Source organism: Paraburkholderia fungorum, assembly GCF_046027605.1.
Taxonomy (GTDB): domain Bacteria; phylum Pseudomonadota; class Gammaproteobacteria; order Burkholderiales; family Burkholderiaceae; genus Paraburkholderia; species Paraburkholderia fungorum_F.
In genome coordinates, this window is record NZ_JAQQEF010000005.1 from 307357 (window position 1) to 322856 (window position 15500).

A 15500-nucleotide genomic window follows, 5' to 3' on the forward strand; every position below is an offset into this window, starting at 1 on the left:
CTTCACTGTCGGACCGGGACCTGAGAAGACGCAGGATTCTCCTAACGTCGAGTAACGCGCTTTACCGCTGCCACGTTTGGCGGATAGTTTCATCGCTTCCACCGTTTTACTCGTTTGACTCAAGAGGAATCAAAAAATGAATGCAAAAATCATGACTCGCCTGGCTGTTTTCGCCGTTGCTGGTTCGTTGCTGGCAGGCTGCGCAAGCCAGCAAGGTACCGACACGGCCGTCGGCACTGGCGTGGGCGCCGCCACCGGCGCGGCGATCGGCGCGATCTTCGGCGGCGGCAAGGGTGCGGCGATCGGCGCGGGCGCCGGCGCAGCGGTGGGCGGCATTACCGGCTACAACTGGCAAGCCATTCACAACAAGCTGTCGGGCGCCACCAAGGGCACCGGCACGCAGATCACCGAGCAGCCGGACGGCTCGCTCAAGCTGAACATCCCGAGCTCGGTCACGTTCGACACCAACAGCTACGCGGTCAAGCCGTCGTTCGCGCCGGTACTGGATCAGCTCACGCAGACCATGCAGCAGAATCCGGAACTGATCGCCCAGGTGATCGGCTATACGGATAGCACGGGTCAGCCTGCCTACAACCAGACGCTGTCGGTCAACCGCGCGGAAAGCGTGACGGGCTATCTGGGGCAACGCGGCGTGGCGCCGCAACGCTTGTCGGCACAAGGCATGGGCCAGAACCAGCCGATCGCTGACAACAACACCGAAGCCGGCCGTGCTGCAAATCGTCGCGTGGAAATTTATCTGCGCGCCACGGCTCAGCACACCACGCAATAACAGCACAACCCGAAAGAGGAAGAAGCAGCCGGGCGCGAGGCTCTTGACAGAGTTTCCACGCGCGTCCGGCAACTCGTAAAAAGCAGAGGGGGGAAAAATCTCGTACGAGATCGAAAAAAATTTCGAACTCTGCCGAAAATCCGCTGTCTGTCTTTACGGTACGTGGCTGGCGAAGCCGCCGCGTCACCATTCTCCTCTTGTCGTTGTTGCTCCGGGGTTAATAGCCCCGGTTTTTTTTGGGCGCTCGGTTTTCAACGCCGTTTTCAAACGCGCCCGCTCCGGCACTTCCTGCCGGGCGCCATCCGTCCCTTGGCGGCAAGCCAGGCGGCCCAGCCCGCGCCGGGCGCCTGCCCTGCTAGAATCAACGTTTCGTCCCACCGCAGGCTCCCACCATCCTTATGTCAGCACCCGCAACCGATCACTCCGCAGGCGCGCCGTCGGGCCGTCGCCAGGTTCTCGTCACGTCGGCCCTTCCGTATGCGAACGGGCAAATTCATATTGGCCACCTGGTCGAATATATCCAGACGGATATCTGGGTCCGGACGTTGCGGATGCACGGGCACGAGGTCTATTACGTGGGCGCCGACGACACGCACGGCACGCCGGTCATGTTGCGCGCGGAGAAAGAAGGTCTCACGCCGAAGCAGCTGATCGACCGCGTCTGGCAAGAGCACAAGCGCGATTTCGACAGCTTCGGGATTTCGTTCGACAATTACTACTCCACCGATTCCGAAGAGAATCGGGTGTTGAGTGAATCGGTCTACCTGGCGCTCAAAGACGCGGGCCTGATCGACGCGCGCGACATCGAACAGGCGTATGACCCCGTCAAGGAAATGTTCCTGCCCGATCGCTTCATCAAGGGCGAATGCCCGAAGTGCGGCGCGAAGGATCAATACGGCGACAGCTGCGAAGTATGCGGTTCGACTTATCTACCCACCGAACTGGTCAATCCGTATTCGGTCGTTTCTGGCGCCACGCCGATTCGTAAGACCTCGACGCACTACTTCTTCCGTCTGTCCGATCCGCGTTGCGAGAATTTCCTGCGCGAGTGGGTCAGCGGCCTGGCGCAGCCGGAAGCCACCAACAAGATGCGTGAATGGCTCGGCGACGCCGGTGAAGCCAAGCTTGCCGACTGGGACATTTCGCGCGACGCCCCGTACTTCGGCTTCGAAATTCCGGGCGCGCCGGGCAAGTATTTCTACGTCTGGCTGGACGCGCCGGTCGGCTATTACGCGAGCTTCAAGAACCTCGCCGAAAAGCGCGGCCTCGATTTCGACGCGTGGATTCGCAAAGGCTCGAGCGCCGAGCAGTACCACTTCATCGGCAAAGACATTCTGTATTTCCACACGCTGTTCTGGCCGGCCATGCTCGAATTCTCGGGCCACCGCACGCCGACCAACGTGTTCGCGCACGGCTTCCTGACGGTGGACGGCGCGAAGATGTCGAAGTCGCGCGGCACGTTCATCACCGCGCAAAGCGTGATCGACACGGGCCTGAATCCGGAATGGCTGCGCTACTACTTCGCCGCCAAGCTGAACAGCACCATGGAAGATCTCGACCTGAACCTCGACGATTTCCAGGCGCGCGTGAACAGCGATCTGGTCGGCAAATACGTGAACATTGCGAGCCGCGCCGCCGGCTTCCTGATCAAGCGTTTCGACGGCCGCGTGCAGGACAGCGCGATGCAGCACCCGCTGCTCGCCACGTTGCGCGCCGCCGTGCCGCAAATCGCCGCGAACTACGAAGCGCGCGAGTACAACCGCGCGCTACGTCAGACCATGGACCTGGCCGACGCGGTCAATGCGTACGTCGACACCGCCAAACCGTGGGATCAGGCGAAGGACCCGGCAAACGCGGTCGCGTTGCATGAGACCTGCAGCGTCAGCATCGAGGCGTTCCGTCTGCTGTCGCTGGCGCTCAAGCCGGTGTTGCCGAAGCTGGCCGAAGCGGTCGAAGCCTTCCTCGGCATCGAGCCGCTGGTGTGGGCCGACGCGAACGTGCCGCTCTCCTCCACGCGTCCGATCAACGCGTACAAGCACCTGATGACACGCGTCGATCCGAAGCAGATCGAGGCGCTCCTCGCTGCCAATCGCGAGTCGCTGCAAGCCACGCCGGAAGCGGCGGCGGCGCCGGCGGATGCGAAGGCCAAGTCGAAGGCAGCGAAAGCGGCTACGGCCGGGAAGGACGAAGCACCCGGCGTCATCTCGATCGACGACTTCGCCAAAATCGATCTGCGCATCGCGAAGATCGTCGACTGCAAGGCGGTGGAAGGATCGGACAAGCTGCTTCAACTCACGCTCGACATCGGCGAAGAGAAGACGCGCAACGTGTTCTCGGGCATCAAATCGGCCTATCAGCCGGAGCAACTCGTCGGCAAGCTGACCGTGATGGTCGCGAATCTCGCGCCGCGCAAGATGAAGTTCGGCCTGTCAGAAGGGATGGTGCTGGCGGCCTCCGCCACTGACGAGAAAGCCGAACCGGGCCTTTACGTGCTCGAGCCGGATAGCGGCGCGAAGCCGGGTATGCGCGTGAAATAAAGCGCGCGGCGTCAAACGCCGCAGGCATCCGCAAAAGAAGCGGCACGCTTTTAAAGGCGTGCCGTTTTTTATTTCACGGCTTGTTCAGCGCTGCAGCCGCACGGATAAGTTTCTTGAAGGCGGTCTCATCTATTTCATCACCTTCATGAAAATCGATAGCGCGCCGGGTGTTGCCTTCCAGGCTGGCGTTGAATAGTCCTGAAGGATCATCGAGCGAAGCGCCCTTGGCGAAAGTCACCTTCACGGCGCTCTTGTACGTTTCGCCGGTACAGATCATGCCGTCGTGATACCAAACCGGAACGCCTCTCCACTTCCACTCCTCAACCACCTCAGGCACAGCCTGTTTGATGAGCGCGCGAACATGCGCGAGCATCTCGCCACGCCAGTCGCCCAGTTCCTTGATCCTCGCGTCGATCAGGCGAGAAGGGAATTCGACTTCGGTCGCTGCACTTTTTTTCATATTGTTCGCACCTCATTCGGCGGGTTTCAGTCTGGCGAAAATACCCATCATCCGCGAGTCGGCAAGCGGCGGGTAGGCCGGCAGGCTTCAGACTAAAATCCGCGCCAAAACCTGTTCCAGATTCGCAAAGAAATGCTGCCATCCGCCCTGGGCGCCCTGGTAAGCCTGCTCCTGATCTTGCCGGAAGCCTGACTGCTCCATGCGCAGGTGGGTGCCCGTGCTCGTCGGGCTGAGAGTCCAGGTGACGATGCTCTCAAGACCATAAGCCGCCCACGTGTACGAGAGCGTTTTGTTCGGCTCGATTGCCAGGACCTGACAGTCGACCGCGCCCCAGTCCGCGCGAAGATTGAAACGGTGGTCCATGACAGGCTTGAAATCGTTCTTCATCAGCCACTCCTCGATCAGGTGTGGTTGAGTGAGTGCGCGCCAGATCTTCTCCGGCGGATGCGGCAGCTCCCGTTCGACAACGACAGAGCGCGTTTCGGTCAGCTTTTCGTTCATTGGTCCATCCTTTTCAGCAGATCTTCAAGGTGGTCGAACCGGCTTTCCCAGAATCCGGCCATCTGGCTTGTCCAGTCGATCAGCGGGGCAAGCGCGCCGAGCTGCGCGCTGTAATGCGTCTGGCGACCTTCATGGCGGTCGCGCACCAAACCGGCCTGCTTCAGGATCCCAAGATGCTTTGAGACGGCCGGTTGCGAAACCCCGGCTTGCGCCGTCAGGGCCCCGACCGTCTGCTCGCCGTCGCGGCACAATCGCTCGAAGATAACCCGCCGGGTCGGATCGGCGAGCGTTCTGAAGAGCACATCGTGAGCGTTCGGCATCTGGGATTAATAATTGGCTGGTTATGGATTTAAATATAACCAACGAGCTATATGTGAGTCAAGCAGGAATAGGGCACTCGGATGCGTTTTTATTGAGGGCGGCTTCTTCCGGTCATCTCCGGGATAGCGGCTATGCCGCCGCGCGCGCTGCATTTACCCTGGTAAGTCACCCTCTCTTTTCAATATGTAAAGCTAATCAATATTGAAACCGGCCCGATGTTCCCGTCACTGGCCGAATGTTGCGTCACAACCAGAGGACCCTATCATGCGAGTCGAAGGATATAGCGCAAGCACACCGCTCCCACTCACCGAGGAAAATTCATCTTCGTCCTCCCCGGACATCTACAAACTGCGAAGCAAAATACGCCTAATGCGGCCACGCAGGTGCTGCAGGACCGCACGCGGAGCGCGGCCTCGGCACGACGATGGCGATCATGGCAACAGCCGCCGCTAATTCGTTGCCGCACAATAGCAACCTCCTCGAAGCGGCTGACCGAATCCGGCACATGTACGATAACGGGGGCACGGACAGGGAACGGGCGCTCGCTACGATCGAGGGCTATCACCAGGGCGGCGAGTGGAACGGCGACGCGAGAGAACTGGCGTCCTACATCAGACATCCAGGCGCCGAAGGACTGGGAAGCGGCGATGCTGTGGTGGATGACCTCGCTCGCCATTTTTCCACGCCCTATACCCCCCATAACGAAGCCATGGGGCATCCCGAGACGTTTGCACTGATAGGCTTCGCGAACCCCAACGGTAGCATTCCAGGGCGTGACAATTGGTCTCCGTCCCAGACAATTGCCGTGCAGCGGCTCCACACAACCGGCGATTACCGCAACGACAGGTATGCGCTCTACTATCCCGACGAAGGCGCCTTCCTCTACGAGAATTTCAATCAGTTGGCCTACGCGCTGTCCCACGTTCAGTTAAACGAAGTGAACGGGCCGACTCCCCTACATGCATACACGTCCTACTATGCCATGCAGAATGTGCTGCAGCATCCGATGGCAGAGCAACGTCTCGGTGAAGCAGGTGGCAGCTACGGGATTGCGCCTTTGCGTGCCCAGCCGCCAGCTGGCGTCGGCGGCGGCTGGCCCGTGTATGCCGAGCCGCCAGCCGGTGGAGGCGGCACCTGGCCCCTGCAAGCTTCCGTGCCATCCCTCACACCACCACGCGCAGACTTGCCGCCGCTGCCCGACTTCGATCAGCCGGGGCCGTCGGGCTACCAGCCCAGACCGCGCGACGAACTGAAGCGCAGTGCGGACACCGAAGGCGATCGCCAGCCTATGGCGTTGTACCGCCCTTCGAATGTCACGCCGGCAGATCTGAAAAAACTCGGCGGCTTCAGCGCCGAACAGACACCGCTCGGCAGGGTCAACCTCGACATGCACAACTTCGACGTCGCGACCAATCCCTCCGTGATCGACGGTTCCGGCTATCTCGGCACCTTCCGCAAGCTCGAGACAGCCCAGCAGAATCCAGCACTCACGGACGCAAAGAACGGCTACGTCTACGCGGTCGCGCCCACGCCGAACATGGTCCACGTCAATGCCTCGCTCGGCGCGAATTCCCCGCGTCCCGATACCGGCGAAGTCGCCGCGATGGGCCGCATCGACTACACGCAGATTCGCGGCTGGCAAAAAATGGAGAACGGCAAACTCGGGGCATTCACCGCCAACCCCGACTACCGCTGGGACATCTACGATCAGACTCGCACCGCCGGCGCCCAGCCCCAGCTATCGCGCTTCGCTGCCGGCAACCCGGCATGGAGCGACAGCGCGCATCGACCGTTCACCACCGCGCAGCAGCACGACGGCAAAATGGTCCAGGCGCCAAAGCAGGAGCCCAATCTGACCCAGGCGAGCTTCTACAATCACGCGCTGGAAAAAATCGGCTACCTGAACGACCAGCAGACCCAGGGCCTGGATCATCGGGGACCCTTGGAGCTCGTCGCCCACAACGGCGAGTACGGCACGCTACAGGCAAACGTCCACACGCCGGCCGGACAAGTCTTCTCACCCAACGGCCCCGGAAACACCGATGTCACCGTCACGAACAGCGCAGCCGACGTAGACGGCTTTCACACGTTCCGGATGGGCGATGACGGCCGGTTTCACACCAAGGTGCTCGGTGAAGACGAGGTCTTGCGGGTGGGCAGCGACGGTTTTTATCTGTATCTCGACTACGCGCCCAAGGATCCGCAAAGCAGGAATGGCGTGTTCCGCTACTTGGACAATCGTCTGGTTCACGAAGAGGACCATAAGGTGCTCACCTATTCCTATGCGGGCTATGCATACGTCAGCAGCGACGACTATGACAGCAGCTATTCGCAGTGGAAGCTGACCGACAGCAGCCACAATTCCTATTCGCCGCCGAAAAGCATCAACCTGTACTACGACAACAGTGCGGGCAGCGCGCGAACCCAGTATGAATTCGAAAAAGATCCGGATTCGGCATTGCCAGCCGGCGTCACTTACTTTGCGACGCATGTACCCAACGTGTCCGCAACCTATCTAGACACCAATAAGTTTCTACACGAGGCGACGCGCGACTCGCAGCAACAGACCGCCGAGTGGCTCAATCGCAACAACGCGGCGCTGCTGTTCAAGGACGGCTTCTATCTCACCGCGACCAGCGAGCACACCCTGGAGGTACGCAATCTGCAAGGCAATACTGTCAGAAGCATCCAAACCGATGCGCCGCCGCAAACCGGCGCGTCGGGCATCAAGTCCAACTACCTGGTAGCCGATCGGACATGGGCCCGCCTGCAGAAGGAACAGGAGCGCAGGCAAAAGTTTGAGGCGCTCAGCAAGACCGCGTATGCCGTGCAATAAACGGGATGACCGGCTTATGAGAACGCCGCGCCAATACAGCCCCAGGCGCGGCATTCGAAACATCACCACCTGATCCGATCGAAGCGCCGCGTATAGAGCAGCTCGAGCCCGTCGAAGGTGCCACCATAAGCCGCGACCGACCAATATCGCGTGAGGTTGACGGTCGCCTTGATCGCATTGCTCGCCGACTGCAGGCCCTGCTCGTAGCCGATCACGAGCCACTCGTTGATCGCCTTCGACACCATCACCACTTGCGGATCGGTCAGCCCGACTTCGCTTCGGCCGACCGAAAACTCGTCGAGCCCAAAGGTCTGCGCGATCCGCTTGCCGCTCGCGCTGCCGAGCAAGGCGAGCGCGGTCGTCATGGTGCTTTGCTGACCAAGGTTGTTGCCCTGATCCGTGCCATGTCCGAACAGCAGCCACGACAATTTTTCGTTGTCCGGCACGCTCGGCTCGGAGACCAGCTTCGCGACCGGGAACTGCACCGTGCCGGTCACCTGCACACCCGCCTCGACCTGCTGATTGCGGCGCATCGCGAGGATGTTGATACCCGGATTGGCCACCGGACCGTTGAACGTAAAGAAGCCGTTCTCGATGTTGAGTTTGCGGCCAAACGCGGTGTAGGTCGAACCCTGCGTCACGCGGACATTGCCGACCGCGCGCAACGGCAAGTTCGGCGCGCTCATCGCGGTGATCGTGCCGGTCAGGCCGAGGTCCGCGCCTTGACCGCGGAAGCGGAAGCTGTCGCCGAGGCTGATGTCGATATTGGCGCGCGGCGCGAACCGGCCGACCGGCTTGTTCGTGCCCGCCACTTGCGGCGGCGGCCGTTCGCCCGCCACCGTGCCGTCCGGACGCACGATCACCACGTCGTCGCCAAGTTTCGGCGCGGATTGCTCCGGCATATCGAACAGCGCGTGATCGACCACGAATTTGCCATTGATCGCCATGCCGCCCTGTGCACCGGCGTTCGCCACGCTCGCGCTGCCCGACAACGACAGATTGCGGTCCGGCGCCGCGAATAGTTCCAGCTTATCCGCGACGATGCTCGCGGACAGATCCGGCTCGGCGCCATCCAGACGCACGCGGCCGGTGGCGCGCAACGTGCCGCTCGCACCATGAAACTCGACCTGCTGAAAATCCACCAGATTTTTCGACAGCGCGATGCGCACCACACCGTCCTTCAATTGCACCCCCTGGTCGACCATCGTCGCCGACAAACCATCGCCGAGCAGCGACCCCGTCAGATCCGGCTTGGCGAGCGTGCCGCCGAGCGCGAGCTTCAGCGCGAGGTGGCCGTCGAGCAGATAGCTCGGACCGAACAGGCCGCCGGTCGTTTTGAGCGACGGTACGTTCGCGTTCACGTTCCCGCTGAGCGCGCCCTCTTCGTTGACGCTCAGAAAGCCGTCGTGCATCACGAGCGTGGTATGCGCATCGGCGTCGACCACGCCGATCCGGCTGGCCTGCGCATGGACGATCGCATTCAGCCGGTTGCCGCCGGTAAATTCAGCGCGCGCGCTCATATCCGTGATGCCCAGCGAAGCCAACCCGCGACCGATTTCGACCGTCACGTCGCCGCTGCGACGCTTCAGCTGGAGGTGGCCGCTCGCGGTGCTGCCGAGCGCGAAATCCCAATCGCCGTCGAACACCAGGTCGGTCTTGACGGCGGGCGGCGCGCCAGTGATCTCGCGCCGCAGATCTTGCAGCCGCGCCAGCGAAATGTCGGTCAAGGTGCCGGCGGACTGGATCTTGCCGTGGTCGAAGGCGAACGACTTCAGGCTCAGCACCGCGCCTTCGAGGGTGAAGCGCGTCACGCCGAGCGTCAGGCGGCTCGGCCCGGCGCTCACGGCGAGCGGCGACTCGAGATTTAGCGCCGGTGTGCCGCGGTTCTGCAGGCGGGTCACGGTGCCGTCCCAGCGCGTGCCGTCGCGTGCTTCGCTCAGCTTGCCGTTGGCCGCGAGCGTCAGATCGAGCGGACGGTCCTGCAGTTTGCCGGTCGCCGCCGCCTCCAGCGTATGGTTCGCGCGCGTGCCGGACAGGCGTGCCGTGAGCGTGGTCAGATCGACGCCGCCCGCGCTGAGATCGCGTGCGTCGGTCGTGAAGACGAGCGCGCCGTTCGCGCCGTCGCGCAATTCGGCATGGCCTTCCGCATGACCGACACGGTTGCTGCTGAACACCACGCTGTCCGCTTTGTAGTTCAGCACGACATTCGGATGCGCGAACGAGCCCGTGACGTCGCCATCCGCGGCGACGAGACCGGCGAGGCCGAAACCGAGGCGCTCCAACTCGGGCGCATCGACGCGGAAACGCAGCCGGTCGCCGCGCGCGCCGAAGCTGCCCTGCAAGTCCACCTGATTGCCCGCCACCGAGAGATTCGCGCGGCTCGGCAAAATTCGCGAACCGGCTAGCTGGACCACGCCGCTGCCTGTCAACGGCAGGCCGTCGTACACGCTCGGGCCGAGTTTGAATTCAGCCTTGGTGGTGAAGACCGGACCGAGCATACCGGTCGCCGTGAGTGTGCCGTTGACGCGTGCCTCGATCTTGCGGGCTGGCGGCGCTTTGGACACCCTGGGCGGCACCTTGCGCTGGACGACTTCTGCTTGCACTGCCGCCTTGGCCGTGTTCTTGACCACCGCTGCGGCCTTGTCGCCGGGTGCCGCGCTTTTCGCGCCGGCCGTACTGCCCGCGAGTGCCGCCGCCTGGGTGGCTTGGGCGGCCTGGGTAGTCTGGGTAGCCTGGGCAGTCTGGGTGGTCTGGGTGGTCTTGGCCTTCGCGGCCCGAGCCGCCTGGGTCGCCTTCGTCGCCCCCGCAGTGCCCGCCCCCGTGGTTACCGGCGTGCGCGACGGCATCTGCGAAGTCAGCGTCAACGGATCGAAATCGGTCAGTTGCGCTTTCAGGTTGTAGGTCGAATTCGCGTCGTGCTTGAGCGCGCCGGACAGATCGATGCGGCCTTTGCCCGACGTGATCCGCACGTCGTTGAAGCTCGTTCGTGCAGGGTCGAAGGTCACCTTGCCTTGTGCGCGCAGCCCCGCCTTCGGGTCGGCGAGATCGAGGGTCAGGCTTTGCACGTCGTCGTTCAGACGGATGCCGATCGGACCGGAAAGCTGGGTCGGCCGCACGGTCGCTTCGAGCGCGTTCAGGTCGAGCCCGGCAACCCGCAGGTCGAACTGGCCGCGCTTGCCGGTCAGCGCGCCGCCGCCGGTGAGCGTGGCGCTCTTCACGAGCCGTACGTTCAGGTTCGAGATGCGCTGCGCCTGGGCGTCGAGATGCACGTCGGTTTGCGCGTCAATCAAAGGCAGCAGGTTCTGGTCGATCGCACCGGGTTTGGCGTTGACGATCGAGACGTGGCCGGCGACGGCGAAACCCGCTGCGCCTTTTTCCGTCGCTTCGGTGTTGACGCCGCCTTTGCCGTTTTTGGCAGCGTGCCGCTCGGCAATGCCGGGAGCGGTGTTCGGGGGAGCGGTGTTCGGGGCAGCGGTGTTCGGGGCAGCGGTGTTCGGGGCAGCGGTGTTCGGGGCAGCGGTGTTCGGGGCAGCGGTGTTCGGGGCAGCGCTAGTGGCACTACTGGCGTTGCCGGCACTCGCGGCAGTCGCGACGCCGGAAGCGCCGGCGGCACTCGCCGCACCTGCCGCGCCAGCGCTACTCACCCCGCTCGCCCCGCCCAATACCACCGCCCTTGCCGCACGTTGCCCCACCGGCGCAAGTTCCGCCCGCACCGCCAGGTCCGCCAGCGGTGCGCCGGGCGCAAACGCCTGCGGATTAACGTGATCGAATGTCAGCGTGGCGCGTTGCAACGGCACGTCGCCGAATGGCGTGGCCTCGACCCGCGCGTGGCCGGCGAGCTTCATGCCGCTGGCATCGAGTTCCGCGATGAGATTTTCCAGCGAGCCGCTCAGATGGCCGCCCACCTGCACCGCCTCGTTGTTGACCTTGCCGGAATAGCCGACATCGCCGGTCAGCGGAAACGGCCGTACGCCGTCGAGCTTTGCCGCCGCCGTCACCGCGCCGAACGGCGTGTCCAGCCGTTCAATCGCGGCTTCGTGGTGCCGGCCGTCACTGCGGCCGTGGAACATGAAACGGGAAAGCTCGGTCGTCGACCCGCCCTGGTGCAACAGCAGTTTGTCGACCTGCACGTCGCGCACCTCGAGTTGCATCGGCAAGCGCAGGTCTTGCGGCAGTTTCAGCGGGCCGCTGCTGCTCGACGACGAAGCGCCGACACGGGCGTCGATCGTACCGATATGCAGATAGTCGATCGCGAAACGCCAGGGCTTGCGCGAAAGTGCCCAGCGGCCGGCCACGCGGTCGACCTGGATATCAGTGCCGCTGCCGTCGAGACTGCGCCAGCGCACCTGTCGCAATTGCAGGCCGGTCGAGAGCGCCCCGCTCTCCAGGGTGCCGGTCAGTTTGCCGCCGAGCAGCTTGACGGCCGCCTGCCATGCGTAGGCTGTCCCGCGCTCGGTCGTCAGCGCGCCGTACAGCAGGCTGATTGCCACGGCAACCAGCAGCACGAGCACGGCGAACGTCCACGCAAGCGTTTTCAGCAGCAAGCGGCCGCGACGGCGCTTCGGCTGCGGCGCGTCAGGCGCAGGCGGCTGTCCGGGCTGCTGTCCAGGTGGAGGAGCGCCGGGCGGCTGCGCGGGTGGTTGGGCGGAAACGTCCGTGGTCATGCGGGGATCATGTAAGGGCAGGTTTCCATCAGAAGGCGATGCCGAGCGTCAGGTACGGCCGCACGCTCCTGTTGCGGATGCCGTAGGCGACGTCAACATTCACCGGGCCAACCGGGCTGCGCCAACGCGCCCCGACCCCGACGCCGGGATAAAAGACTTTCTCGCCCCAGGTATCGGTGGCGGTACCGACGTCGAAGAACGCGGCTGCGCCCCAGTCGTGCGTGAACCAGTGCTGATATTCGGCCGACGCCGTCACGAGATACTTGGTAGGCAGCACCGATCCGTCGACGTTGTTACCGATGCTCTCGTAGCTGTAGCCACGGATCGAATTCGAACCACCCGCGCGGAACAGCAGCGAAGCCGGAATCCCGCTCGAACTGCCGCTCGTGAACACGCCGCCGAGTTCGGCACGGAACAGCATGAGGTCTTCCTTGCCGATCGGCAGATACTGCTGGCCGCGGGCGTAGCCGCGCACGAAGGTCTGATCGGTCAGCACGCCCTTGACCGCGAAGCCCGCTTCGACGTGAATCAGGTTGCCCGAGCGCGGAAACAGCGGGTCGTCGGTATTGCGGCGGGTCCACGACCATGACGGCACCAGCGCGCGGCTGGTAGTCGGCGCGATCGAGTTCTGGTCGAGCCGGTCCTGGTAGTACAGGATCGAGTAGTTGTAGTCGATGAATTGCGAGGTACGGGCCCGCTGCACGCCACCGCGAATACTGTAGATGCGGGTGTCGGACACGTCGGTCGTGGTGTAGGAAGCCAGCACGCTATTGGTCCATGCGCGCGGCCCCGGCGGCATCGCGAGTTGAATCTGTCCGTACTGCTGGATCTGGTCGATGCGTCCGTCGACCGTGAACGGCCACGCCTTGCCGAACGTGTCGAGGTACGAGTACGAACCCTGGATCAACGGGCCGTTGTCGGTCGAGTAACCGACCCCGCCGCGGATACTGTTGTACGGATATTCCGACACCTTCACGTGCATCGGCGTGTCGACCGGCTTGGCCGGATCGCTGTCCACGTCGATCGCCACGCTTGCGTAGTACGGCGTGTTCTGCAACTGCCGCTGCAATTCGGCGACGCGCTGCACGTCGTAGATATCGCCGACCGAAATCGGATTCACGTTGTCGACGATCTGTTCCGGATAGCGCCGCGTGCCGGATACGTCGAGCTTGCCCATCGTGAAAGTCGGCCCGCTTTCATACGTCACCGTCAATTTCGCTTCGTGCGTGCGCGGGTCGACCCGCGCCTCGGAGTGATAAATCTTCGCGCCCAGATAACGGCGCGCCTGCAACGCCTTGAGGGACGCGTTTTTTGCGTCGTCCCAGTCGCCTTGCGAAAACGGATCGCCTTCATGCAATGAAAACGCGAAGCGCGCGGCGTTTTCCTGCGCCGGGTCTTCGGTCAGCACCGGGCCGCGAAACGACAGCGAAATCGACGAGATGAGGGTTTGCGGGCCGGGATCGACGCTCACCGTCACGCGCTTCTGGTCGTCAACGGTACGCACGTCGGTCCGCACGACCGGCGTGAAATAGCCTTGCGTCGCGGCCAGATCGCGCACCTGCTGGGGCGTGGCGGTAATCAGAAATTCGAACTGGTCGTCGCTGATGTCGGGACGTTTGGCAAACCGCGCCACGTCCAGATGCGCTTCGAGCAACTTGCGCAGCGAGCGCGGCGTGGCTTCGATATCGACCTTGTAGCTGGCGGACGCGCGCCGCACCGCGTGCGCGTCGACCGTGGCCAGCATGAGCATGACGATGCCGAACGCGAGCCACGCGCGCAGCCAGCGCCGAATGGGCATCAGATGCCCGGGCTCGTCACCGGTTTTGCCGCGCCGCATACGCGGCTCTTCGATCGCACACCCCGCCAAACGGGACCTCCGGCCGTGGTTGATGGATTCTGTCGCTCTGGCGCGCCGCGGCGGCCGAAGCTCGCGCTATTTGACCACATCGGCGAACCCGCGCCATCTCTTAAAAGGACGTTTGCAGCATGAGTCGCAGTGGGCCCCGCGGCTGCCAGCGACGCGCCTTAGGCGGCATCCGCAGCGATGTCTATCCGAACGCACAGCGCGAATTCCCGCACCGCCCGCGGACCAGGCGCCCGCCTTTGACGCATCGCAACAGCGCGGGTTCCGGGCGTTTTTGCAGACTGGCCGCGCGCGCCGGCCAGCCTTTTTCGACCACGCGCGGCGCATGCGGTAAAATTATGGAATAGCAGTGGCGCCACGCGGGATTTCCGCCGGGCAGCCGCCATTCCCCAAACCACGGACGTCTAGCCATGTATCAATCGGACATCACCCAGTTCCTGAACCAGCTCAAGCAACAGAAACCGAATCTGGAAGCTGAACAGCGTCGTGGCCGGGCGCTGCTGTGGGACAAACAGCCGATCGACCTCGAAGAACGCGCCGAGCAGAGAGCCTCGCGCGTAGAGCAGACGCCTTACTCGTACTATCAAAACTTCTAAGCGCGTGAGTCACGCCGACGAGGCAAAGGGCGCCACGCCGGCGCCCGACGCTGCGCTTGCCGCGCCCGCCACCGATTCAACGCCGGACATCGTCGACGGCATTGCTTTCGCGCGTCTGTACGGCGAGCCGCTCTTCAAGCTGCCGACGGATCTGTACATTCCGCCGGACGCGCTCGAGGTGTTTCTCGAAACGTTTGAAGGCCCGCTGGATCTGTTGCTGTACCTGATCCGCAAGCAGAACTTCAACGTGCTCGACATCCCGATGGCGGACGTCACGGTCCAATACCTCGGCTACGTCGACCAGTTGCGCCAGACCAATCTCGAGCTCGCGTCCGAGTATCTGCTGATGGCGGCGATGCTGATCGAGATCAAGTCGCGCATGCTATTGCCGGTGAAGAAAGCCGATAGCGGCGACGAGGCCGAAGATCCGCGTGCGGAACTGGTACGCCGCCTGCTCGAATACGAGCAGATGAAGCTTGCCGCACAGCGCATCGACCATCTGCCGCAACTTGGCCGCGATTTCCTGCGCGCCGAGGTGTATATCGAGCAAAGCATCACGCCGCGCTTTCCCGATGTGGATAGCGAAGACCTGCGCGCCGCGTGGGCAGACGTGATCAAGCGCGCCAAGCTGGTTCAGCACCACAAGATTTCGCGCGAGGAATTGTCGGTGCGCGAGCATATGAGCACGATCCTGCGGCGCTTGCAGAACGCGCGTTTCATGGAGTTCTCCGATCTGTTCGACACGAGCAAGGGCGTGCCCGTGGTCGTGGTGAATTTCATCGCGATGCTCGAGTTGTGCCGCGAGTCGCTCATCGAAATCACCCAGGCCGAGCCGTTCGCACCGATCTATGTGCGCCTCGCCTATCTGCCGGCCTGAAGCCGCCAAACGGGATTTGCGTGCGCCATGGCTGCCGCAGACGCCCCGTTTCAG

10 protein-coding genes are annotated in these 15500 nt (G+C 63.1%); 5 read left to right on the forward strand and 5 right to left on the reverse strand.

From position 1 onward, the window contains the following. Positions 1-136 precede the first annotated feature (136 nt). Both PQR53_RS11820 and metG read left to right on the forward strand, forming a co-directional pair. On the forward strand, positions 137-790 hold the full coding sequence (locus PQR53_RS11820; RefSeq protein WP_408453421.1) for a YiaD family glycine zipper/OmpA-like lipoprotein: 654 nt from the start codon (positions 137-139) through the stop codon (positions 788-790). A gap of 398 nt (positions 791-1188) precedes the next feature. Continuing rightward, complete coding sequence (gene metG, locus PQR53_RS11825; protein WP_408453424.1) at positions 1189-3327, forward strand: methionine--tRNA ligase; 2139 nt, start codon at positions 1189-1191, stop codon at positions 3325-3327. A gap of 73 nt (positions 3328-3400) precedes the next feature. Here metG and PQR53_RS11830 read toward each other — a convergent pair whose 3' ends face one another. From PQR53_RS11830 to PQR53_RS11840, 3 genes are all read right to left on the reverse strand, one after another. After that, a complete protein-coding gene (locus PQR53_RS11830; protein WP_408453426.1) occupies positions 3401-3787 on the reverse strand; it encodes a DUF1801 domain-containing protein in 387 nt (128 codons plus the stop codon). Positions 3788-3874: 87 nt separating this feature from the next. Then, a complete protein-coding gene (locus PQR53_RS11835; RefSeq protein WP_408453429.1) occupies positions 3875-4288 on the reverse strand; it encodes an SRPBCC family protein in 414 nt (137 codons plus the stop codon). Next, on the reverse strand, positions 4285-4608 hold the full coding sequence (locus PQR53_RS11840) for an ArsR/SmtB family transcription factor (protein WP_408453432.1): 324 nt from the start codon (positions 4606-4608) through the stop codon (positions 4285-4287). Before PQR53_RS11840 ends, PQR53_RS11835 begins: the two co-directional genes overlap by 4 nt. 434 nt (positions 4609-5042) lie before the next feature. Here PQR53_RS11840 and PQR53_RS11845 point away from each other — a divergent pair, with 434 nt between their 5' ends. Further along, positions 5043-7445: an enterotoxin A family protein gene (locus tag PQR53_RS11845; protein WP_408453435.1), complete on the forward strand. Its 2403-nt coding sequence runs from the start codon at positions 5043-5045 to the stop codon at positions 7443-7445. A gap of 62 nt (positions 7446-7507) precedes the next feature. Here the strand turns inward: PQR53_RS11845 and PQR53_RS11850 are convergent, their stop codons facing one another. Beyond that, complete coding sequence (locus PQR53_RS11850) at positions 7508-12109, reverse strand: translocation/assembly module TamB domain-containing protein (RefSeq protein ID WP_408453438.1); 4602 nt, start codon at positions 12107-12109, stop codon at positions 7508-7510. A gap of 28 nt (positions 12110-12137) precedes the next feature. Beyond that, positions 12138-13946: an autotransporter assembly complex protein TamA gene (locus PQR53_RS11855; protein ID WP_459251628.1), complete on the reverse strand. Its 1809-nt coding sequence runs from the start codon at positions 13944-13946 to the stop codon at positions 12138-12140. Positions 13947-14383: 437 nt separating this feature from the next. On the opposite strand from PQR53_RS11855, the gene PQR53_RS11860 reads away from it, so the two are divergent. Then, a complete protein-coding gene (locus PQR53_RS11860; RefSeq protein WP_175150426.1) occupies positions 14384-14569 on the forward strand; it encodes a DUF3460 family protein in 186 nt (61 codons plus the stop codon). A 4-nt stretch (positions 14570-14573) separates the two neighbouring features. Next, entirely contained in the window at positions 14574-15446 is an 873-nt protein-coding gene (locus tag PQR53_RS11865; RefSeq protein WP_179736708.1) for a segregation and condensation protein A, read from the forward strand. Positions 15447-15500: the final 54 nt, after the last annotated feature.